19 protein-coding genes are annotated in these 22,775 nt (G+C 58.1%); 7 read left to right on the forward strand and 12 right to left on the reverse strand.

All coding sequences use genetic code 11. The features are described 5' to 3' along the window. Position 1 precedes the first annotated feature (1 nt). From A3850_RS03745 to A3850_RS03760, 4 genes are all read left to right on the forward strand, one after another. Complete coding sequence (locus tag A3850_RS03745; RefSeq protein ID WP_068214336.1) at positions 2 to 784, forward strand: M48 family metallopeptidase; 783 nt, start codon at positions 2 to 4, stop codon at positions 782 to 784. A gap of 90 nt (positions 785 to 874) precedes the next feature. After that, the gene (locus A3850_RS03750) at positions 875 to 1,750 is read left to right on the forward strand and encodes an OmpA family protein (protein WP_068214338.1); all 876 of its coding nucleotides are present in this window, start codon (positions 875 to 877) and stop codon (positions 1,748 to 1,750) included. Positions 1,751 to 1,824: 74 nt separating this feature from the next. After that, positions 1,825 to 2,580: a ribonuclease H-like domain-containing protein gene (locus tag A3850_RS03755; RefSeq protein WP_068214340.1), complete on the forward strand. Its 756-nt coding sequence runs from the start codon at positions 1,825 to 1,827 to the stop codon at positions 2,578 to 2,580. A gap of 441 nt (positions 2,581 to 3,021) precedes the next feature. Continuing rightward, positions 3,022 to 6,543 carry a M36 family metallopeptidase gene (locus A3850_RS03760; protein ID WP_068214342.1) on the forward strand — a complete coding sequence of 1,174 codons (3,522 nt, stop codon included), beginning with the start codon at positions 3,022 to 3,024 and terminating at the stop codon, positions 6,541 to 6,543. Positions 6,544 to 6,635: 92 nt separating this feature from the next. On the opposite strand, the gene A3850_RS03765 is transcribed toward A3850_RS03760, so the two are convergent. Beyond that, positions 6,636 to 7,085 carry a GatB/YqeY domain-containing protein gene (locus A3850_RS03765; protein ID WP_068214344.1) on the reverse strand — a complete coding sequence of 150 codons (450 nt, stop codon included), beginning with the start codon at positions 7,083 to 7,085 and terminating at the stop codon, positions 6,636 to 6,638. Between the two features lie 200 nt (positions 7,086 to 7,285). Continuing rightward, entirely contained in the window at positions 7,286 to 7,894 is a 609-nt protein-coding gene (hisIE, locus tag A3850_RS03770; RefSeq protein WP_068214346.1) for a bifunctional phosphoribosyl-AMP cyclohydrolase/phosphoribosyl-ATP diphosphatase HisIE, read from the reverse strand. A 159-nt stretch (positions 7,895 to 8,053) separates the two neighbouring features. Here hisIE and A3850_RS03775 point away from each other — a divergent pair, with 159 nt between their 5' ends. Continuing rightward, a complete protein-coding gene (locus A3850_RS03775) occupies positions 8,054 to 8,779 on the forward strand; it encodes a hypothetical protein (protein WP_068214348.1) in 726 nt (241 codons plus the stop codon). Positions 8,780 to 8,790: 11 nt separating this feature from the next. On the opposite strand, the gene A3850_RS03780 is transcribed toward A3850_RS03775, so the two are convergent. From A3850_RS03780 to A3850_RS03805, 5 genes are all read right to left on the reverse strand, one after another. Then, entirely contained in the window at positions 8,791 to 9,996 is a 1,206-nt protein-coding gene (locus A3850_RS03780; protein ID WP_068214349.1) for a hypothetical protein, read from the reverse strand. Beyond that, positions 9,993 to 11,006, reverse strand: a complete 1,014-nt coding sequence (locus A3850_RS03785) for an HlyD family secretion protein (protein WP_068214351.1) — start codon at positions 11,004 to 11,006, stop codon at positions 9,993 to 9,995. Before A3850_RS03785 ends, A3850_RS03780 begins: the two co-directional genes overlap by 4 nt. Positions 11,007 to 11,008: 2 nt before the next feature. Continuing rightward, complete coding sequence (locus A3850_RS03790) at positions 11,009 to 11,749, reverse strand: DUF4956 domain-containing protein (protein WP_068214353.1); 741 nt, start codon at positions 11,747 to 11,749, stop codon at positions 11,009 to 11,011. A 277-nt stretch (positions 11,750 to 12,026) separates the two neighbouring features. Continuing rightward, the gene (locus tag A3850_RS03800; RefSeq protein ID WP_082921599.1) at positions 12,027 to 13,556 is read right to left on the reverse strand and encodes a hydroxymethylglutaryl-CoA synthase family protein; all 1,530 of its coding nucleotides are present in this window, start codon (positions 13,554 to 13,556) and stop codon (positions 12,027 to 12,029) included. 178 nt (positions 13,557 to 13,734) lie between these two features. Beyond that, positions 13,735 to 14,613, reverse strand: a complete 879-nt coding sequence (locus tag A3850_RS03805; RefSeq protein ID WP_082921600.1) for an alpha/beta fold hydrolase — start codon at positions 14,611 to 14,613, stop codon at positions 13,735 to 13,737. Between the two features lie 189 nt (positions 14,614 to 14,802). On the opposite strand from A3850_RS03805, the gene A3850_RS03815 reads away from it, so the two are divergent. Next, positions 14,803 to 16,062, forward strand: a complete 1,260-nt coding sequence (locus A3850_RS03815; protein ID WP_068214360.1) for an MFS transporter — start codon at positions 14,803 to 14,805, stop codon at positions 16,060 to 16,062. Between the two features lie 155 nt (positions 16,063 to 16,217). Here the strand turns inward: A3850_RS03815 and A3850_RS03820 are convergent, their stop codons facing one another. From A3850_RS03820 to A3850_RS03840, 5 genes are all read right to left on the reverse strand, one after another. Continuing rightward, on the reverse strand, positions 16,218 to 16,673 hold the full coding sequence (locus tag A3850_RS03820; RefSeq protein ID WP_068214362.1) for a hypothetical protein: 456 nt from the start codon (positions 16,671 to 16,673) through the stop codon (positions 16,218 to 16,220). Between the two features lie 53 nt (positions 16,674 to 16,726). Next, a complete protein-coding gene (locus A3850_RS03825) occupies positions 16,727 to 17,086 on the reverse strand; it encodes a hypothetical protein (RefSeq protein ID WP_068214364.1) in 360 nt (119 codons plus the stop codon). A 90-nt stretch (positions 17,087 to 17,176) separates the two neighbouring features. Continuing rightward, complete coding sequence (gene pdxH / locus A3850_RS03830; RefSeq protein WP_068214366.1) at positions 17,177 to 17,824, reverse strand: pyridoxamine 5'-phosphate oxidase; 648 nt, start codon at positions 17,822 to 17,824, stop codon at positions 17,177 to 17,179. Between the two features lie 96 nt (positions 17,825 to 17,920). Next, positions 17,921 to 19,198, reverse strand: a complete 1,278-nt coding sequence (clpX, locus tag A3850_RS03835) for an ATP-dependent Clp protease ATP-binding subunit ClpX (protein ID WP_068219382.1) — start codon at positions 19,196 to 19,198, stop codon at positions 17,921 to 17,923. Between the two features lie 185 nt (positions 19,199 to 19,383). Continuing rightward, the gene (locus tag A3850_RS03840) at positions 19,384 to 20,088 is read right to left on the reverse strand and encodes a ClpP family protease (protein ID WP_068214368.1); all 705 of its coding nucleotides are present in this window, start codon (positions 20,086 to 20,088) and stop codon (positions 19,384 to 19,386) included. Positions 20,089 to 20,370: 282 nt separating this feature from the next. On the opposite strand from A3850_RS03840, the gene A3850_RS03845 reads away from it, so the two are divergent. Beyond that, entirely contained in the window at positions 20,371 to 22,761 is a 2,391-nt protein-coding gene (locus A3850_RS03845; protein ID WP_068214371.1) for a two-component regulator propeller domain-containing protein, read from the forward strand. Positions 22,762 to 22,775 lie beyond the last annotated feature (14 nt).

Consider the following 22,775-nt stretch of genomic DNA (forward strand, 5'->3'; position numbering starts at 1 on the left):
CATGGCCAAGCGCCCCCGAAAAGTTGGTGAACGGTGGACAACGCTGGAGTTGGACGGGCTCACCGTACCGGTACAAGTTGTCCTGGAACGGGGCCGTCGAAATATTCGGGCCTCCCTGGCATCCAAAGCCCTGATCATCCGCGTACCGGACCACCTCCGCGGCCAGGAGCGGCGCGCCGGTATTGAGGACATGCTGAACTGGGCCCGCGCTACCTACCAAAAGAAACCGGAAGCCTTCGCGCGTTTCCGGACGGCCGCCGTAGCTGACGCCTACACCTTTACCATCCAGGACGAGACCTACCGGATCAACGTGGAAAGCCACCCGCTGAAACACCATACTATTTCCAAACAGGCTGACGGCACGCTGCTGGCTCTGCTCTACGCGGACGATGATCGGGTGGAATCCGGCAAGATCATCCCCAAACTCCTGGCCCGCTACTTTGCCAACGAGCACCTCCCGGAGGTGACCAAACGGGTGCACGAACTGAACGAGCGCCACTTTCAACGCCCGGTTAATTCGGTAAAGATGAGCGATACGACCTCGCGCTGGGGGAGTTGTTCCAGCAAGGGCAACATCAACCTCTCCTCGCGGCTACTGCTGGCCCCACCGGAAGTGCTGGATGCCGTCATCATTCACGAGCTGGCCCACTTGGTGGAGGCGAACCATTCTTCCCGGTTCTGGGCGCAGGTGGCCCGGGCCCTGCCGGACTACAAAACCTACGACCGCTGGCTGAAGGAACACGGCCGGAGTCTGAGTTTCCAACCCACCCCGGTGGCGGACTGAACGCTATTTAAGCGGTAGCAGGACTTCCGGTTTACGGATGTCCGTTCGCCGGCCAGCCCTTACTTTCGCCAGTAACCAACGTTTACCATTTTGCGCCTACTTCTTTTGATTACCGTCAGCCTCTGCCTTTCGGCCTGCGTTTCGTCCGGAAAATTTAAACGGACGAGCCAAGCCTACGTCCAGCGGATTGACACTCTGAATAGCCAAATCGATCTCCAGGACAATAAGATCGACCGGCTAAACCTCATGCTCGAGCGCAGCCGGGGCGCTAACGATGCGCTGATCCTTACTCAGGACAAATTACAGGATCGCCTCGCCCAGCAGGAGGACGAACTCGACGACGTGCAGGGCAACCTGACCAATACCAGCTCCCGCTTGGCCGGAGAGCTGAAGGCCGCCCGGGCGGAAGCCGCCGCCATCCAGGCATCGAGGGATTCGTTGCTGGCCCAGCAACAAGCGCTCGTTGAGGAATTTGAGGCTGGCCTTACCAAGGCTTCCGTCGTGATGGATAAGGCGCTGATGGATGCCGTCCCGACGGAAAAGTACCGCATCAACATCACCGGTGGCGAGGTGCGGCTGAGTGTGCAGGAAGATCTTTTGTTCCAGCCCAAATCCGTCAACAAACTGGCGGACGAAGCTGAGATCATCCTCCGGAGCGTGATGGACGCGCTGCAGGCGGACCCACTCCTCAAACTGGAAGTGATCGGCCATACGGACAACAAACCTAACCCGCGCCGGAACACGAGCAACCTGGAATACGCGTCGTTACGGGCCAACTACCTCGCCCAGGAACTCGCCGAAACCTATTACCTCAGCCCCAACCGTGTCGTCGCCGCCAGCCAGGGGGAGTTCGGACCGCTGACGTCCAACGCGACCGATGAGGGCCGGGCCACCAACCGGCGGGTGGATTTTGTGCTCCGCAACAGTGTTTCTAACCTGCTGCGGCAACTTGGCAAGTTGGAATAATTTGCTTACTATTTAACCTTTCGTCATCAAATTCAGCACATTACGTCGTATCTTGCGCAGATAAAAACAGCAGTATGTTAGAGCAGATCGACGTTACCAAAGTGCTTTTCCTGGACATTGAAACGGTAAGCGGGTCGCCCTCCTACGCGGAGATGGACGAGACGATGCAGGGCCTGTGGGGCTACAAGGCGCCCTCCGCCACGCGCCGCTACGGGGAAGAATTTACGGAGGAGGAATTAGCTGATGCTTACACGGAAAAGGCCGGCATTTTTGCGGAGTTTGGTAAGATCGTCTGCATCAGCGTCGGTTTCGTTTTCCGAGACAAGAGCGATAAGCGGTTGCGAATCCGCCTAAAATCTTTCGCCGACCGGGACGAGAAGAAGCTGCTCCAGGACTTCAACACCATGCTGGACCAGTACTACGGCGACGTGCAGCGGCAGTTCATCTGTGGCCATAACATCAAAGAGTTCGACGTCCCCTACATGTGCCGGCGGATGGTCATCAACCAACTGAAACTGCCCCGGATGCTGAGCATCGTGGGAAAGAAACCCTGGGAACTTCAGCACCTGCTCGATACGATGACGCTGTGGAAGTTTGGCGACTTTAAAAATTACACTTCCCTGAAGCTACTCGCCGGCGTCTTCGGCTTCCCCACCCCGAAGGACGACATCGACGGCAGCGACGTAGGCCGCGTCTTCTGGGAAGAGGATGACCTGGAGCGCATCGCCACCTACTGCGAAAAGGACGTCCTAGCTACCGCGCAGCTTTTCCTCCGCTATCAGCTGAAACCGTTGTTGGAGACGGATCAGGTGCAGTATGCGGATTCGTAGCTGTCTACCTGTCACTTTTATCACGCTGTCATACCTATCACGACTATCACGTCTCCCCTCTCCTTCGGACCACGTAGTAGCCGCGAAGCGAAAGGGGCCGGGGGAGAGGGCCTGAGCGACCCCGGAATTATGCATCATACACACCCAGGGTCTTCAGCCTTACGGCTTCGGGACCCTGGGTTATGGGGGGACCCCTTCAGGGTCTGGCTAACCTGGGAAGAGGTGCTTAGTACGTGGATTCGTGAAAGATGTGTCCGGTAGCCGTCTAAAGGCGGGGTGGGTGGCCCTTCATTATTCGTGGTAACTCGGGAGTTGGGCTTGGTTTGTTAGCTTTGGCGGCCGGTTGGGAACGATTTATTTTTCGTTCTGACCTTTTAACTGGATTCGAGGGGCTTGATCCCGCTCCTCTTCGCACGCTCTAACTTTCACAAGTCACTTTTCATGAAGCAATTCTTTACCTGCTTGCTCCTCCTCGCCGTGGGGACGGGCCTCTCGGCGCAGTCCGAAAAAGCTGCCCAAAACTATCTCCAGCAAAACTACGAGCAACTCGGCCTTAAGGCGGGTGACGTAGCGGATCTGCGGGTCTCCGACGCCTACGCCTCCCCCGGTGGCGTGGAGCACGTTTACCTGGCGCAGTACCACAACGGTATCCCAGTGAATAACGCTCAGGCGATTCTGCACTACCGTGGCCAGAAGCTGGTGAGCAAGAACATCGGCCTGGAACGCGACGTGGTGGCCAATGCTCCCGCGGCAACGCCAGCCGTCAACGCACACAAAGCTGTATTTAACGCTGCCTCCGAAGTGGCTCCCGCCTTTGGCCAGCCCATCGCGATGGCCAAGAGTGGTGCCGACGAGCGCTTCGTCTGGCCCGCCGTATCTCCGGAGCCCATCACGGCTCAGCTGAACTACCTCCATACGGAGGAAGGCCTGAAGCTGGCCTGGCGAGTCCTCATCGACCAGCACGAGGCGGACGCTCACTACTACTACATCATGGTGGATGCCAATACTGGCGATCTGATCAGTAAGGACGACCTCGTCCTCCACTGTGACTTCGGTGGTGGCCACCAGCACGACCTGGCCGCTGACTGCCGCGCGGCGACTCCTAAAGTGACGAACGCCGCCACTACGCTGGGTAAGCAGTCCGTCATGGACGGAGCGACGTACAACGTCATTCCCTTCGGCGAGGAATCTCCCCTCCACGGAGCGCGCGTCCTGGAAGTCAACCCAGCAGACGCTAACGCTTCCCCCTTCGGCTGGCACGACACCAATGAGACGGAAGGTGCCGAATTCACCATCACCCGTGGCAATAACGTTTACGCTTATCCCGACCGTGAAGTAGGTACCGATAACAACAATAGCCCCGACGCCGAAACCGCCGAAGGTGGTGCCGAGCTCCTCTTCGACTTCCCCTTCACCCCCGGAGGCAACGTGGATGGTAACCTTTCCGCCGCCATGGTGCAGTCTTTCTACACCACGAATAAGATGCACGACTGGTTGTACGCCCACGGCTTCACCGAAAGCGCGGGTAACTTCCAGAACAACAACTACAAGAACGGTGGCCAGCCCGGTGACGAAGTCTTCGCCGAGGTAATGGACGGATCCGGCACCAACAACGCCAACTTCTTTACCCCCGCGGACGGTGGTAACCCCCGGATGCAGATGATGCTCTTCACTAATAATCCTGGTTTGCTCCAGGGTGTGGAGCCGGCTTCACTCATGTCAACTTTCGCTACCGGCGAAGCTGACTTTGGCCCCGACGTTGCGCTGAATGGCCCTTACGAAGGGGACGTAGTTCGTGCCTTCGATGCTTCCGCCGCGCCAAACCTCATGTGTGAGGCCGCCGTAAATGGTTCTGATCTGGCGGGGAACATCGCGCTCATCACCCGTGGCGACTGTTTCTTCGTGGACAAGGTCCTGAACGCTCAGGACGCTGGCGCCATCGCCGTCATCATCTGTAACAACGTAGATGGGTTGATTGGTATGACCGGTAACCCGGCACGGCAGATCACTATCCCAGCCGTTAGTACCACGACTCAAGTATGTGATCTCTTCCGCGCGGAGTTGGACGCTGGTAACAACGTTCGGGTCAAATTGGAGAACCAATCTCCTCCGCCCACGGCCAGTGACTTCGACGCCGGCATCGTGGCCCACGAATTTGGCCACGGTGTATCTAACCGCCTCGTGGGCGGCCCCAGCAACGCCAGCTGCCTCCGCAACGATGAGCAGATGGGTGAAGGTTGGTCCGATTTCTTCACGCTGGCCTCTACGCCACTGACCATCACCGACACTCCGGACGGTACCGAAGCACGAGGAATTGGTAACTACGCCACTGGTAGCACGATCTCCGGACGTGGTATTCGTTCACAGGCGTACAGTACCGACCTCAGTATCAACGATAAGACTTACAACGACGTCATCTTCACTGGCTTTGAAGGTGCCCCCCACCCCCTCGGTGAAGTTTGGGCCGCTACCCTTTGGGATCTTTACTGGCACTACGTGGAGCAGGATGGCTTCGACCCCGACCTCATCAACGGAACGGGTGGTAACAATAAGGCCGTCCGCCTCGTCGTGGAAGGCATGAAGTACACCGCCTGTGGCCCCGGCCTCATTGATGCTCGCGACGGTATCCTGGAAGCCAACCGCGTTGTTTTTGGAGGTGCAGAACAGTGTGAGCTTTACGAAATCTTTGCTAAGCGTGGCCTCGGCTTCTCCGCTACTCAGGGTACGGACGACAACCGGACGGACAACGACGAAGGTTTTGATCTGTCTCCCTACTGTGACGCCAACGTCCAACTCAAGAAAACCGTCGACGCCAACGTGATCGAGCCCGGGGAAGCAGTTGGCTACACGCTGCGAGCGTTCAGCTACCGCCCCGAGGTTACGGAGAACGTAGTCATTACCGACGTGATTCCCGCGGGTATGGTCCTCGACCAAGCTACCGTTGAGGGTGTACCTAGTTTCACGCTGGAAGGAGACGTGATTACGTTCAACATCGGCACCATGGCCTTTGAAGATGAAGTCGTCATTCGCTACGATCTCACCGCCGATCCCACCCTTGGTTCCGAAACCTACTTCTTTGATGGTGCTGAGGATGGTGATGACAATTGGTCATTCGTAAACGAAGCGGGTGCTATACTCTGGACGGATACCGAAAGCCGCGCTTTCGAAGGTGACCTCGCTTGGTTCGTAGCCAACGATGAAGTAGAGTCCGACCAGCAACTGGTAACCTTTGACCCAATTTTGGTAGAGGGTGCTAATCCCGCGCTACGCTTCTTGACGCAGTACGCCACCGAGCCCGGTTGGGATGCAGGTATCGTTGAAATCAGCTTGGACGAGAACACCTGGACGCGCGTTCCCAGCAGCCAACTCCTCCGGGGTAAGTTCCGTGGTGAAGTGGCGCCCAATGCTACCGAAGCGCTACGCGGCGACGGTTCCTTCTGGGGCGACAGCCGTGGTTACCAGGAAATCATCATCGACCTGAGCCAATACCGCGACCAGGAGATCTTCTTCCGTTTCCGCTTCCTCTCCGACGCCAACACCGGCGCTACCGGATGGTGGGTGGACAACATCGAAATGCTCGACCTCTTCTTCTACGAGTCTCCCGCCGTACTGACCTCCGACCTCAACGACAACTTTACCGCCGAAGTTGGTGACCTAGGTGTCCTCGTTGAAAATGGTATGCTGGTTGACGTCGTCGACGCCGAGCTCGGCCAGACCAGCGTAGATGTGTTCCCGAACCCCGCCAGCGAAACGGCTAACGTCCGCATCACCGCAGAGCGTTCCGGCGCCGCCACCGTACGGCTCATGACTGCTGACGGCCGTACCCTCGCCGTCCGCCAGTTGGACCTCACGCCCGGAAAGAACCAGACTTCTTTCGCCACGGACCAACTGCCCGCCGGCATCTACCTCATCCAGGTAACCGGTGCGGACCACGTGACGACCAGTAAGCTGACCGTTCAGTAGGCCGAACGCTCGCACCTGAGTTATCGGACTTAAAAAGCCCGCTTCACCAATTGGCGAAGCGGGCTTTCTTATTGTCTAAATTGGCTTGGCGATCAGGAGGCCAACTTGGTTTTTACCATGGCGGCGATCGCTTTGCCTTCGGCGCGGCCGGCGGCGGCTTTGTTGGCCATGCCCATCACTTTGCCCATGTCCTTCATACCGCTGGCGCCGGTCTTGGCAATCACGTCGTCGACCAGTTTGCCGAGTTCCTCTTCCGAAAGTGCTTCGGGCAGGTAGCGGCTGATCACTTCGATCTCTTCGCGCTCGGTGGCGGCCAGGTCTTCCCGGTTTTGCTTAGTGTAGATGTCCAGGCTGTCCCGGCGGCTCTTCACGAGTTTTTGCAACAGCGCGATCTCGCCGTCCTTATCCAGTTCCTTGCCGCTGCCGTCCGTCTTCTGCAGCAAGATGGCGGATTTGATGGCGCGGATGCCACGCAGACTCACCTTATCCTTAGCCTTCATGGCCGTTTTCATGTCGGTAGTGATTTGCTGTTCGAGGGTCATAGTTTGTAGTTTGATTACGTAAAAGAGAACGGCTTGGGGGTGGGGAAAAGTTGCGGTATTATAGTCTACAGTCTATAGTCTTTAGTCTGTAGTCCTGGCGTGACTGAAGACTATAGACTACAGACTATAGACTAATAATGCGCTGCCGCAGGTGCCAAGTAATAGGGACGGAGCCCAGGCGGAGTGACAAAGACAGAGCTTCAACTATGCCGTGACCGCAACACCTCCCGGACGTCATCCAGCGTATAGCCCTTCGCGGCCAATAGGACAATGTAGTGGTACATCAGATCGGCGGCTTCACCGAGGAAGAGGTCGCGATCATCGTCTTTCGCTTCGATGACGAGTTCTACGGCTTCTTCCCCCACCTTCTGGGCGACTTTATTGATGCCGCGGGCCAGGAGCTGGCTGGTGTAGCTTTTCTCCGATGGGTTATCCCGCCGGTTCTGGATGGTTCTTTCGAGGTGGCTGAGAAACTCGCCTTGATTCGCTTCCCCCCAGCAGGTATCGTCGCCGGTATGGCAGGTGGGGCCGGAAGGGTTTGCCTGGATGAGGAGGCTATCCCGATCGCAATCGGCGGCCATGCTGACGAGGTGGAGGTAGTTTTCGCTGGTTTCTCCCTTCGTCCAGAGGCGGCCCTTACTTCTGCTGAAAAAGGTGACCTTTTTCGTGGCCAGGGTTTGCTCCACGGCCTCCCGGTTGACATAGCCCTGCATCAGGACGACCCGCGTAGTGGCATCCTGCACGATGGCGGGGAGCAATCCGTCGGGGGATTTAGCAAAATCAAGTTGGCTGAGGTCGAACGCTTTCATGGGGCGAAGGTAGTTTTTAGTCTACAGTCTTTAGTCTGTAGTCTGTAGCGGCGGCCTGACTATAGACTACAGACTGTAGACTAGCCATCATTTTCTACGTCAACACCTTGTTTAGAATTATGCTTTGATCTATATTCGGTGAGCATCTACTCCACCGCTATGGATAATAATTTCGACCTCTCTGGCTCCGAGGAACAGTATTTGGACCAACTCATCAGCTCCACTTGGGGAGAAATTGAGCGCTATTCGAAGCCCGTTCCCACCCAGACCATTGGTTCACTAATCAATTGGCAACCACGGCCCACTGCTGGTGAACCTACCCCAGCGGTAGCGGAGGCAGCGATCGCCGTCATCGTCACCAAGCTGCGGTCTGCGGGTATTCATTTGGACGGCGCAAAGTGGCGCGGCAGCCAGGCCTATTACCACTGGCTGACGACCGAGTTTCTGACTTTGCCCATCGAAGCGCCAGCTGGCCCGCGGCATCCCCTGCGTTTCTCATACGTACAGTTGGACCAGTATGGCGTGGACAACATATTCCGTACCGTCGAAGCCTTCACGTCCGAATTGTTTGCCCTAAGGCAACCGCCCAGCCGAAATTGGCTGCACACCTCTGAGTCAACTCCCATCAGTAGCTACCTGTCTTCCGCCTACCTCCAAATCTGGCAGGACTGCTTCTTTCGGGCCAGCGCAACGCAACTACGCCCTACCGCCGTACACGACTACCGGGAAGCCGGCCGGGTACAGCTCGACTTCTTCATTAGTTACCAGGTAAAATTGGAAAACGGGACCCAAAAGGAATTTTCCGGCTCCGGAGAAGCGCAATTAATGCTAGTTGGTGACACCTGGCGCCTGACGGCCATTGACTTCCCTGGCTTCGGCGGATGATGCTTCCGTCTTTATTCACGGAGCCAACTTCCGTCGGGCTGAGTGCAGAGGGAATCGGCGCTCTTCAGGTAGCCCAAGTACAGATCCGTCAGCTTATCACGGGCATCCAGCAGGCGCAGTTCGTTGCGGAGGTACCGCTCCCGAATGTCAAGCAGGAATAAGGGGGTGGCGGCAGCGGCAGCAGTTACCCGGCCGCCAAGATCATTAAGGTAGGTCGCTTCTTCCCGATAGGCCCGTTTGCGTTCGCCGTAGGCCGCTAGCAGGCTACTGAAACGGGTATTGAAAACCTGTTCATCACGATCGGCTTCTTGCTGGTCGCGATCCACCTCCTGCAGGAGATCCGCCCGTTCCAGTTCGAGTTCGCGGATCTTTAACTTATCGTTCCCCCGGTTCGGGAGTTGGAAGCCGAGGCCAATGGAAAATCGTTCTTCAAAGGGGTTGACGCGCGGCCCCTGGTATTTGAATTGCGCAAAATCCAGATACTGCCGCTGGCCGGCGCGTTCGAGGGCCAATTCTTGCTCGATGAGGGAGAGATCATAAGCCGTTTCTGCGTTGAGTTCGGCACCATTCGTCGCTAATTCATCGCCGTTACCCGCAATTGATAGTGCTTCAGGCTCTACGAAGCCCGCAAAGGAAAGGCTATCCCCGGCTAAACCGGCAGTGGCCAACAGTAAGTCGCGCTGACGTTGAGCTTCCCCGGCCCGGAGTTGTAGATCGGTGCGGTCCGTACGCAGGCGGAGGAGTTCGCGGTAGTCCACGTCCAGGCTACCGGCCATTTTACCGAGGACGGTCTCCCGATCCCGTAGGATTAAATCCAGTTCGCGCAGCATCCGTACTTCTTCGGTGAGGACGAATAGCTTTAGCCAGTCCTCGTAGCGGTCTTCGATGGCTTCGCAGGTGAGTTCCTGCCGTTCAAAGTCGGGGCGGTTTTCCAGCGTATTCGATAGCGATTGTTGAGCCTTACGCTTCCCCGGTGTGGAGGGCAGTAGCCGGAGGGTATACTCCTGGCTGGCGGCATCCAGATCCCGGGTTTCGGTACGGAATTCGTAGCGTTCGATCCAGGGCATGCGGGGGGCGGCGCCAAGATCCTGACCAGCACTAAGAGAAGCTTCGTTTGTGGGTAAGGGCCGGGAGAAAAAGGTCTCCGCCGTAATGATTTGCCCCCGTACGCAAGTCAGTACGCCCAGTAGTAGGATACCCGTTAACAGCCCCCTCATCGGCTTACGTTTTCAGCGCCAACCGAGCGCAGGCCCACTTTCTCCTTCTGGAGAAATCCGTTCTCGGGGGTGATCTCCACGATAACCTCGCGGCCGTAAGTCTCAAAGTCACGCAGTTTCCGCAGGCGGGCGGGGATGCTGACGATCCGGGAACCCAGACCGATCACCGTGCCAGTGTACACGAGGCTTGGGTCGCGGAGGGAGTAGACTTCGAATACACTTCCGATATCGACTTTGGAGGTCTGGTCCTCGTGCAAATAGCCGCGGATCACGCTGGAGTGGGGTTCGTAGAAGGAGAGTAGGGTCTCGTAGGAGGGGACGTGTTCCTCCTCCTTTACGTCAATGTTGCCAATCAGCCCGTCGTCGGGGGCGGTGACTTCGAAGGGTTGCACCTGCTGGTCCGCATCAAACTGCTCCTCGGCGGCGAGTCGGTCGATTTGAGCCCGGTACGGGTTACCGCCGAGGGCGATCTCACGTTCGAGCGCTTCCACCTTCTCTTTACTATTCACCTGCGCCAGCGCCAGATCGTCGCGTAGCGCGGCAATTTTATCCCGGAGAGGTTGGTAAGTGGCCGGGGCAACGGATACCGTGGAGAGGCCCTCGCTGAGGCTGAGTTGGTAATCCAGCTTGCGCTGGGCTTCCTCGATGTCGCGTTGGATGGCGGCAACCCGCTGTTCCCCCTCCCGGCGGAGTTCGGCGAGTTGGTCCTGCTTGCGGCTACGCCAGATGCCCTCCTCCGCCTGGAGTTCGCGGATGCGGAACGACTGATCGGCCAGGGTTTCCTTAGCCTTCCGGCGGCTGACGCGGAGCAAGGCTTCCCCCGCTTTGACGGCCTGCCCGGGTTGGACGAGGATCTCCTCGATGACCACGGGGTAATTGTAATTGACGGCCGTCTCGTTACTCTCGGCGAAACCGAAGAAATTGATGTCCGTCTCCACCGGCGGGCGGAAGAGAAAGAAGAGCGCCAGACCAACCAGCACCACGGCGGGGTAGAATAAATTAAGGCGCATGATCAGAGTTTTGTGGCCCGTTGGCGGAAGCTGAGCCGCAGGCTTTCCAAGCCCGGGATGGCTTCGAGCGACTCGCCGAGCGCGCTGATGGAACCCCGGTGCTTCAGTTTGATGAGGTAGGAAAACTCCTGCAGGTTCTCCCGCGAGTACTCCTCGACCTGGGGGATACCCTTATCGTCGTAAGTCTTGACGCGCTTGGGGTTGAGGAAGCGGATCTTTTCGAGTTCGATGTCCCGGCATTCCTTGTACAGCGCCTTTTCAATAATGGCCTTGAGCTCGTCATCTTTAGGGACCTGTAAACGGACTTCCCCGATGAGCTCGTTCGTATTGCTCAATGGGCTGAACCGGAGGATAACGGCCCCGAGGCAAAAGACGATCGTCCCCGTCAGCGCCACCGAAAAACCGAGGACGCCCGAAGCGATGCCCGCCCCCAAAGAAGCGAACATGAAGGTGATGTTGCGCGGGTCATCCAGCACCGTCCGGAAGCGAATGATCGATAGCGCTCCAATGATGCCAAGCCCGCGGGCGAGACTATCCCCGATGGCCTGCATGACCATGGCCGCCACCGTCCCGATGAGGATTAAGGCCTGGACGAAGTGGGCCCGCCGGTAGATACTCTGAGTCGTAAACTCGTAAGTGATCGCAATCAATGAACTGAGGAAAAAGGCGAACAGCGTCGTGAGCAGCACGATGTAAAAGCCCGGGGTTTCCGGATCGTAATTCAGCCATTCAATATCGAACATCGGTGGTGGTTGCGTAAGCGGGGAGGGCGAAGATACGGCGTTGGGTTTCTTCGGGCTTAAGGAGGGCTTTTTTGGGGCTTGGGGTTGGCCGGGGGTGGTGCTTTAGCTTCGCTGCTACTTCGTGGTGGTGCTTTGGTGCTTTGGTGCTTTGGGCTGCCGCACGTTTCATGCGCGGCAGCCCAAAGCACCAAAGTACCAAAGCACTCAAAAAATTTGCTTACAAAACCGGAGAAAGGAGCAAAGAAAACAGGCCTAAAAACTCTCCATCCCGCAACTCCTAAGCCGTCCGCGCCGCGTAGCCGTAATGACGCACGCCCTCCGTCTCATCCCGCTCGTCGTGGACGTCGGCGAGGAAGAAGGCGCCTTCTTGTAGCTCCGCGAGGTCTTGGTCCTGGCAGCAGCGGTGTAGGTTTTCGTAATCGGCGTAGCTGATCTCCTGGCGGTAGTCGAGGCGGAGGCCGACGTCCAGCCCACCGGCCATTTCCCGCCAGTTGGGTTGGAGGGTGGCACCGAAGACCTTGGATTTCGAACCGCTACCGTAGGCAAATACGCAGATGGATTCGCCAGCCGGGTCCGTATCGCCTTCCGCCAGGTGTTCCAGGGTGCTCATGAGGCTGAGGAAGACGCTGCCGGCGTAAAGGTTACCGACGCGGGAGCTGGCCCATTCGCCGGGGGCAATGTATTCGGCGAGGAACTCCTTGTAATCAGAAGTTTTGGTGACGAGGCGGAGGAAGTCCGCGCACTTCGTGATGTATTCTTCCCGGTCTTCGTAGCTGTCGGCGCAGGGGACTTCGAGTTCGTTCTTCTCGATGAAGGCCTCCCAGCCACCGTTGGCCTTGAGCTCTTCCATGTAGATCTCGGAGAACATCCGGCGGGCCTGGTAAGCGTAGGGGAGGTGAAAAACAAGGTGGGAGAAATCCTGCAGCAGGTTACCCGGCTGGCGGCCGGAGCGGCGGCGGTAATCCGTCAGGGCCTCCCGAATACGGGCTTGGTAGGCCTGGTTGGAGTAGGGCCCGTCAAACACAGGCGTCACCTTGTGCAGGGTAAGGTCTTTTTCGTTGCAGTCGAGGACGCCGTTGACTCCGAGTCCCTTACCCAGCTGCTCTACGAGCGCGTCGAGGTTGACGTCGTCTCCGGATACGTCCGGCAACAGGCTCACCACTTCTTCGATGATCTCCCGTTTGGAGACCTTCCGCTGGGGTTTGAAGAAATCGTGGGCCGGGCGCGTCGCCACCCCAAAGTCGGGGTCGATCGCCAGTAAACGTGGTTCCTGACCTACGAGCATCGCTACGGATCCGGCGCCCTGGGTGTACTCACCGGGGGAGTTCATTTCGTATTTTGCTTCGTCGCTGGCCACGACGATGCCGATGCGGCCTTCCTTGGCGGCGGCCCATTCGAGGCAATTCTGGAGGGCATCCACCGCGCCGATACAGGCGAAGGTGAGGTCCACCACGTCGCAGTTGAGGAAGCAATTGGGGCCGTAGGCGTCCGCAAAGTGGTCCTGCAGCATGTCGAGCACGTAGGTAGCCGTTGGCTTGGCGCCGTCCAGAGCGGATTCGGTACCGAGGTAGATGCGGCCGATCTGCCGGGGCTCGAGATCATTCTTGTGGATGAGGTCGAGCACGGCGTTGGCGGCCATGGTGGCGGCGTCTTCCCGGACGTCAGCCAGGGACATTTCCAGCAGGCCCAGCCCTTTGCTCAGTTTATCGTAGTTCAGCTCCCGCGCTTCCGCGAGGGTTTCGATGGGTAGGTAAAGCTGGGGGATGTACAGGGACATATCGTCGATACCGACGGTAGGAGCAGCCATGGAAAACGTGGTTGAGGTGTGATGAGCACACCAGGCGAGTGTTGATACGTAGCTGTTAACCACTCACCCCTACAGTAGTTCAGCCCCGGTTGCTTCGGAGCACCCGTTTCTACAATGGCCAATACTTGAATGGAAGGGACATCGGACTTTACGCTCTGCCCACCGATCGTCAATTTCCCTACTCCACCACCGGCACCTGTGCGGAACGGTCACGCTGCAGGTAACCGAGCACCAGCGCGGGCACGATCTCCCCGTACAGGCTATGCCCGCATCCCTTCGTGGTGGCGAGTTTAGAGCCCACCCAGTTGGAGTGCATCTTCCGCGCCCCGTCGATGGGCGCCACGTCGTCTTCCTCATCGTGAATGATGAGCCCGGGTACCCGGACACTTTTGACGAACTCCTTAAAGTTGATGTCCGCGAATCGGGCCTTTAGGTTGCTAAAGAAGCGTTGTTCGATGCCGTACTTCACCCGGTCGTTAGCGCCGATAACGTCGCAAAACTTATCGATAAAGTTCTCGAGCTCACCCGGCACGGCCATACAGACCATCTCTTTCGGCCGGTGGTGGAATTCCGGTTGGGAGGAGTAGTAAATGGCCGCCATGCCGCCACCGGAGTGGCCGATCCAGATATCCTGGGCGCCACCGCGGTGCTCGAAGTACTCGTGCAGGACCTGACAGTATTCGAAGACGGTGAATTTTTTACCACCACTCTTTCCGTGGGCGGGGGCGTCCACGGCGTAGATATTGTAGCCGTTGTCCCTGAGCAGGGGAAACAGTTCGTGCCACCTGGCGGTGGAGCTTTCCCAACCATGGAGCAACAGGATACTGGGTCCGTCTCCCTCCCAGTGGTAGGTTTGGATGTCCGTACCGCGCAGGTGCATGACCTGGCAGGTGGCGTCCTTGATGAACTCATCCGCGCCGGGGTCATCGGCCAGGCGGCGGGGGGTGGTGAGCAGGTAATAGCCGATCCGTCCGGCTCCGCGCCGGGTCATTCTGGCCGTGCCGTTCAGTAGCCGGCGCAGCCCTCCAATCATGATGCGCTCCTTGGTTGAAGACATTATCCTGATGTGCGTTCTTGGGGTCGCTGGGCTCTTCCGCCGCGAACACCCTGTTTTGATGATGAATTCCTATAAAGCACCCGGCCCGGCGATATTGTACGCCGTAGCTTGGAGAATGCTTACAAACTTACGGAGATTCGAGCAACTTACCGCGCGGCGCCTCTGTTGGCCCAGCTCAATCTACGGCGCATGAATGCTTCCCTGGCTTCCATTAAGGACCTTTACGTCAAGGCATTCACGGGTCTGCCGCGTAAAGTTTGGTTGCTCTCCTTCATCATGTTGATCAACCGGAGTGGCGCCATGGTGGTCGCCTTCCTTTCCGTTTACCTCATCAACAGCCGGGGCTTCTCCCCCATCGACGCGGGCTACGTCATGGCCACCTTCGGGGCCGGCGGCGTGGTGGGCAACTACATCGGTGGCATCCTGAACGATCGCTACGGCTCCTGGCACATCATGGTGGCGTCTCTCTTTCTATCCGGGGTGCTACACATCGTGCTGGCTTACGTGACGGATTTTTGGGGCCTCTGCGGCTTGGTCTTCCTCATCTCCATCGTGGCGGATGCCTTTCGCCCCGCCAACCGGGCGGCGATCGCCATTTATGCCCCACCGGAACGACTGACCCAGTCCTATGGTCTCCAGCGCATGGCCGTCAACTTGGGCTTCAGCATCGGCCCGGCGTTGGGTGGCTTTCTGATCTACGAGTTCGGCTACTCCCTGATGTTCTGGGGAGACGGCATCACTTACCTCCTCGCCGGCATCCTGTTTTTGGTACTGTTGCCCAAAGATGAAACCGCCGTCCCCCTTGTCAGCGAGGAAGATCGCGCCGCCGACCGGGCCGCCTACGCCCGGGGGGAAGCCGGAGGCAGCAAACCGGCCTTCCGGGAGCCCTGGTTGGTGATGTACGTCGTGGCAAACGCTTTCATCATGTTGTGTTTCTTCAACCTCTTCAGCACCTTTTCGCCCTACCTCGCCTCGGCGGGTTACGACGAGCGCTTGATCGGCCTGTTGTTCACCATCAGCGGCGTCGTCATCGTCGCCGTGGAGATGCCCGCGCTCTACGTCATCGAATCCAGGTACCGGCTCATCAAGGTCATGCTCATCGGGGCGGGCATCATCATTTTGTCCTTCGCTTTGCTACCACTGGCCGTGGGGCTGGGTTTTCTGGCCCTCTCCCTTTGCGTCATCCTGCTCTCCCTCGGGGAGATCACCTACATGCCACTCACGAATGCCTACCTCTCCAAATACGCCCCACCAGCGCGGCGGGGGGAATACCTCGGCGTACTGAGCGCGAGTTATTCTGCGGCCTTTATTTTGGCCCAGCTGGTTGGTTTTGGGGTGGCGGAGCTGTACGGTTACGGTGCGGCGATCCTCGTTTCTTGCGCTGTCGCGGGTGCCGGGGTTTGGATACTGAGCCGGGTGGATGGGGTGAGGACTGGTGGGGGACTTTAGACGTTAGATTTTAGATTTTGGACGGGGGAGATTGGACGTTAGATTTTAGACTTTAGATTTTAGACCGGACTAACGAAGACCCGGGGTCGTTCGGCCTTTGGCCTCCTTGACCCCGGGCTAACGACCCTTTCCCTTCGGGAAGATGTAACCTGGTATTAAGTCAGGACGTCCACTACCGTTTTTAGGCTGAGGAAGAGGGGTTCGCGGGCTTCTTTGGTGATGCCGTCGGTCTCGTCGTCGGAGACGAGATCTTCGGCGAAGGCGAGGAGTTCTTCTTCGGGGGTGTTGCTGAAGAATGGGTCCAATTTGGCGCGCAGGTTGCCCTTGATGGCGTTCGTCACCTGGTAATTGGCTTCTTCCGCTTGCTGGATTTGGTCCGGCGTAGCGACGGGCGGCTCGGTCCGCTCGTCCGTGATAGATTGGTAGATGACGATGGTGCCGAACAGCAACAACTCCAACTCCTGCTCCGTAAAGGCTTCGTTCTCCTCGTTGGCGATGTAGGCCATGACGTGCGGCTGCGATTCGGCGAGGTCCTTGATCTCCTGCTCGTAATCATCCATACCGGATTCCAGGCGGGTAAGGATGCGTTCGATGGTGGATTCCTGAATCATGGGCTATTCTTTTCTGAAGGAGTTGGTGTACGGGTTATACGTTACGGGCTCCCTTACTTGGCGTCGACAAAACCAAAGCGGGCACCTTCCTCATCGACGATGAGAAAGCAAATGGCATCCGGACTGTTTTTGTACACCTTGCGGAAGGGGTCGATCTTCTCTTTCGTGACGATGCCCTTCGTCGCCAGTTCCTCCAGCGTAGTGACGTTGATGTTCCACACTACGGACCGGTTGGTCGGCACCTGCATCACCTCGATACCGGGGGCGTGCTGGTTCTCCTCGCCGGCGTAGGCAAAGAACAGGGGGTAATTACTGACGCCTTCGTCGCGTACGGTTTCGGCGGCTCCCCGCAACTTCGCCTTGTGGGGAAGGATGTCCGTCTGGAGCTGGACCCAATCATTTTTTACTTGCATAGGGGGTGGGCCGTAACGTGGCCATTTAATTACACCGCTTTCCAGGTACTCGCGGAGTAAGGGTAAGCAGGTAATTCGTCTCGGGTAAAGTTAGGGAGCGAGCCGGTCGATCTTCCATTTTCCACCTTCCGCCGGGGTATAAACCAACCGGTCGTGGAGGCGGCTGCTGCGGCCCTGCCAGAATTCAATCAGGGTAGGTTTGATGAGGAAACCACCCCAGTGTTCCGGGCGGGGCAACTCTTCCGTCCCCGCAAACCGGGCTTCCACTTCTTCCTGCCGTTGTTCGAGAAAGGCACGGTCCGGGACGACCTGGCTCTGGGGGCTCACCCAGGCACCGATCTGACTTTTGCGGGGGCGGGACTGGAAGTAGTCCGTCGACATCTGCGCCGGTGCTTTTTCTACCGTCCCTTCGATCCTGACCTGCCGTTGGAGTTCCAACCAATTGAAGACCACTGCGGTATTGGGGTTGGCCAATAATTCCTGGCCCTTGCGGCTTTCGTAATTGGTGTAGAACACGAAACCCTCCTCGGTCACCTGTTTGAGGAGGACGACGCGGGCGGCGGGGCGGCCATCCGCCGTCACGGTAGCGACAATCATGGCGTTGGGTTCCGGGCAATCGGAGGCCTTCGCCGCCTGGAACCACTGGTCGAATTGTACGAAGGGATCGGCCGCAGCCTGCCCTTCCAGTAATTGGTCCGCTTGATAATCGACCCGCAGGTCTCCAGCATCAATGGCCATAGGGGTGGATTTTTTGGTCGGTATACGTAATACGAGAATGGGTGGTTCGGTTCTTGTCCGGCTCCCTCCATTCCCGTGGAACTATCCCCTTCGGAATTACGCCGCTCGCAGCACTTCGAGCATCCCACCCTCTAGTTTAGCCTTAGCGTACTTGAGGTCGATCGTAAGGTGCTTGATGTCCTTTTCGTCGGGGGTCTCGAACATGGCGTCCGTCATCACAGCCTCACAGATGGAGCGCAAGCCGCGGGCACCGAGCTCGTACTCAAGGGCCGTCTGGGCGAGGTACTCGATCACGTCGTCGGAAAAAGTGAGGTTGATCCCTTCCAACCGGAAGAGGTGTTGGTACTGCTTGACCAGGCTGTTGCGGGGCTCCGTCAGGATGCGTTTCATCGCTTCCAGATCGAGGGGCCGCAGGTAGGTAACGATGGGGAGGCGGCCGATCAGTTCGGGAATCATCCCGTAACGGCGCACGTCCTTATGGGTCACGTATTCCAACATATCTTCTTCCTCGATCCGCTTGGTGTCCTTGCTACCGAAGCCGATCACCTTGGAGTTCATCCGTCGGGCAATCACCTTTTCGATGCCGTCGAAGGCACCACCACAGATGAAGAGGATGTTCTCCGTATTCATCTTTACCAGGTTCTGCTCGGGGTGCTTGCGGCCACCCTGAGGTGGGACGAGCACTTCCGTACCCTCCAACATTTTGAGCATGGCCTGTTGCACGCCTTCGCCACTTACATCTCGGGTGATGCTGGGGTTGTCGGCCTTACGGGCCACCTTGTCCATCTCGTCGATGTAGACGATTCCGCGTTCGGCGGAGGATACGTCGTAGTCACACACCTGCAGGAGGCGGCTGAGGATAGATTCAACGTCTTCCCCCACGTAGCCGGCCTGGGTAAATACGGTGGCATCCACGATGGCGAAGGGAACGTCGAGCATCTTGGCGATGGTCTTCGCCAGGAGAGTTTTCCCCGTACCGGTGCGGCCAACGAGGAGGAGGTTACTCTTTTCAATCTGCACTTCTTCCGCCATGGTGGGCGGGAAAGACAGGCGTTTGTAGTGGTTGTACACCGCCACGGAGATGATCTTCTTGGCCTGGTCCTGCCCAATCACGTACTTATCGAGGTGCTCCTTGATCCGGCGGGGCGTGGTGCCTTCCGGTAAGCGGAATTCTTTTCGCTTACTGGGTTTCTCTTCCCTGCGGTTCTCCTCTTCGGGGTAGACGCCACCGTAGAGTTCATCGGCGATGATATCCCGGGCCTGGTCCACACAGGTTTCACAGATATTGGACGATAGGCCGGTGACGAGCACGAGCGTCTCCTCCTTGTTACGGCCGCAGAATGAACAGTTGATCTCTTGTTTCTTACCTCGCATCATAAATATAAAAAGCGTTCAAAAAAGGTGGCGGGTGGGGATTTGCGCCCCAAAATTAACCCACGGAATCGGGGTAGCCGGCAATGTATCCGACTACCCCGATCAATTGGTCCCGAAAATAACCTCCACGGTAGCTAAGCCGACTTTGCGGGGAAGTTCCCTTCCCAGTCGGCCGATGGCATCCGTTAGGCCTTATCGCGGTCGCGGGTCAGTACTTCGTCCACCAAACCGTAGGCAACGGCTTCGGGGGCGGTCATCCAGTTATCGCGGTCGGCATCCTTGGCGATCTGATCGAACTCCTTACCAGTGTGCTTGACGTAGATGTTGTAGAGCTCATCCCGCAACTGGCTGATGAGGCGGTAGTTGATCTCCATATCGGAGAACTGGCCCTGCATGCCACCACTTGGCTGGTGGATCATCACCCGCGCGTGAGGAAGGATGGAGCGCTTGCCCTCGGCGCCGGCCGTCAGCAAGAGGCTACCCATGGAGGCGGCGAGGCCGGTACAGATGGTGGCCACATCCGGCGTGATGTACTGCATCGTATCGTACATCCCCATACCGGCGATGACGCTACCGCCCGGGCTATTAATAAAGAGTTGCACGTCGCGCTTGGGGTCCACGGACTCCAGGAAGAGGAGCTGGGCCTGAACGACGTTGGCGACGTAGTCCGTCACCTGCACGCCCATGAAGATGATGCGATCCATCATCAGGCGGCTGAAGACGTCGATGGCGGCGATGTTCATTTGCCGCTCTTCGATTACGTTGGGGGAAAAACCACTCACGTTGGGGGAAGCCATGCCACCTACCGCTTGCGCGTATTTTTCGAGGTGCATCGTGCTCATACCCATGTGGCGGGTGGCGTATTTCATGAATTCATCCTGTGGGATCATGTTCTTGGGGTTTAAGTTTCGGCGGGCCGGTTGGCTTCGCTCGTCTGTTAACGCACCAGGGCTAGGGTGGTTGAAAGAATTGGTGTCGCAGTTGCGTTAGGGCCTGGCGGAGAGCACCGTCAGTTCACTACAAGAACTGCCCGCCAGCCGACGGTCCGTTATTTTTGGCCTTCTACCCGGTATGCCTCCACCACGTTTTCCGGGTCTTCAGCGTCTCTATTGAGGCTGACGGCCCCATTGCCGTCCGCCCGTAGACTACCCATTAACTGCTACCTTCGCCCCATGCTGAAAAGGTTCCTTCCCTGCTTATTTCTGGCCCTGGCCCTCCTCCCCTGCACCCGCGGCAGCGCCCAGACGGATAGCATCGGGCAGTGGCGGACCTTGCAGTCATTCCGGTTCGGCGCCTACGTGACGGAGAGTGAGGACGACATTATTTACTCTTCCGGGCGGGCGATTTTTTACCTGGATAAGGAGGACCTCAGCATCCGGACGCTTACGCGGGACAACGGCCTGGCCGAAACGCGCGTACGGATCGTGCGCTACCACCGGCCCACCGAAACGCTCGTGATCGTATACGAAAGCGGGGTCATCGACCTGCTGCGGAACAACCGGTTCAGCACGCTGCGGCAGATCGACAACTTTAATTTCAACGGGGATAAGACGATCTACGACATCTTTTTCGGGGAGGATGACGTCGCTTACATCTCCGCCGGGTTCGGGCTGACGGCCCTGGATCTGAACGAAGAGACCTTCCTCTTCACCACCTTTACCGGCATCCGCGTGAACGCCGCCGCCCAACATGAAGGGCGTCTGTACGCGGCCACCGACGAGGGAATGTACCGGGTACAACAGGCTGGTACGAACCTGAATGATTTTGGCAATTGGGAACTACTCGGGCCAACCAATGACTTCCCCGGTGACTACCTGACGAGCGCCGTGAACGTCTTTAAAGGCCAACTCTACTTCGGCATCGACGAGGATATCTACCGGCTCGAAAATGACCGGGCTAACCGCATCTTCGACACTGACCCGGACCCGAATTACCGCCTGCAGTACCTCTCCGCCGGGCCGAATTACCTGCTGGGTGGCTACGCTTGCCAGGACGATAATTGCAGCCGCCGCCAGGTCGCCATCCTCAACGAAAATGGCCTGCGCGACATCATTTTTGGCTGCCTTTTCCGGACGAACAACGCCATCGAAGATGAGCAGGGCCGCGTCTGGTTCGGCGAGCAGGGGACGGATTTTATCCGTTACGTCGACGATGTGTTCAGCGAAGACTGTAACCGCCTCGAATACCCCGGCCCGTTGACGGACCGCAATTTCCGCTTGCTCCACGACGGAAACGCGCTGTGGGTAGCCCCCGCCGTGCTGAACGAAAACTTCGGCCCCTCCTTCTTTTTCGGCGGCGCCTACCGCCTGCTGGACAATTCCTGGAACGCCTTCAACCGGAATAACGTAGAGGCCTTCCTCGGCCGCGACGGGCAACCCAACGGCAACGATGACGTGGCGACGATCGTGGACGTCCACTACGACCCGGTCGGTAACGCCCACTGGTTTTCCTCCTTTTACGAAGGGGTAATTCGCTTCGACGAGGCCTCTGAGACCGGGGAACTGTACGATGAATTCAACTCCACGCTGAGTAATGCGATCGGGGAAAGCGCGGGCCGCGTCCGGGTAGCCGGAGTCGTCACTGACCCACAGGGATTCAACTATTTCGCCAACAGTGGGGCGGACGACGGGAACATCATTTCCGTCCGCAGCCCCGACGGCGAGTGGGCCGATCTCGGGGGTGATTGCGACCTGAATGTAGCCCTCTCCATCGAAATCGACGACAGTGGATTCCTCTGGGTCATCCACGCTACCAGCGACGGGGGTGGTATCACCGTGCTCGACGTGAATGGCACGCCGATGGACCCCTCCGACGATCGCTGCCGGACCATCCTCTCCAGCAACAGCCGCCTTCCAACGAACAGCGTCAGGAGCGTCACCGTGGACCAACGCGGCGTCGTCTGGGTGGGCACCGCGGAGGGCATCATCCTGTTTGAGTGCGGTTCGGAGGTCTTCAACACCGCTAATTGTACGGGCCGCCTGCCGGTGGCAACGGCGGAGGACGATTTTAACGGCTTCCTGCTGCAAACGGAGGAGATCCGCTCCATCACCGTCGACGGTGGTAATCAAAAATGGGTCGGTACGCTCAGCGGTGGCGTCTACCTGCTTTCGCCGGACGGGGACGAGCAGATCCTCAACTTCACTTCCGGCAACAGCCCCCTGCTGGATAATTTGGTCCGGGACATTGCCATTGACCCGGAGACCGGCACGGTTTATTTCGGTACGGATCTCGGCATCATCAGCTGGCGGGGAGAGGCCACGGCGCCCTCCGCACCGGATTTTCGGGACCCGTTCACCATTTTCCCCAACCCCGTCGAGCCCGGTTACGACGGCCCCATCGCCATCAACGGCCTCGTACGGGACGCCCGCGTGAAGATCACCGACCTTTCCGGCAAGCTCGTCGACGAAGGCACCGCGACGGGTGGCCAGTACGTCTGGAACGGTCGGGATTACAACGGCCGCAGCGTAACTTCGGGCGTCTATCTCGTCTTCGCCTCCAGCAATGCCCGCTTTGGAATTGCCGACCCTAAATCTGCCGTTGGCAAGATCGTGATCGTCCGTTGATTAAGCCTCCGAAG

The sequence above is a fragment of the Lewinella sp. 4G2 genome, assembly GCF_001625015.1.
Lineage (GTDB): Bacteria > Bacteroidota > Bacteroidia > Chitinophagales > Saprospiraceae > Neolewinella.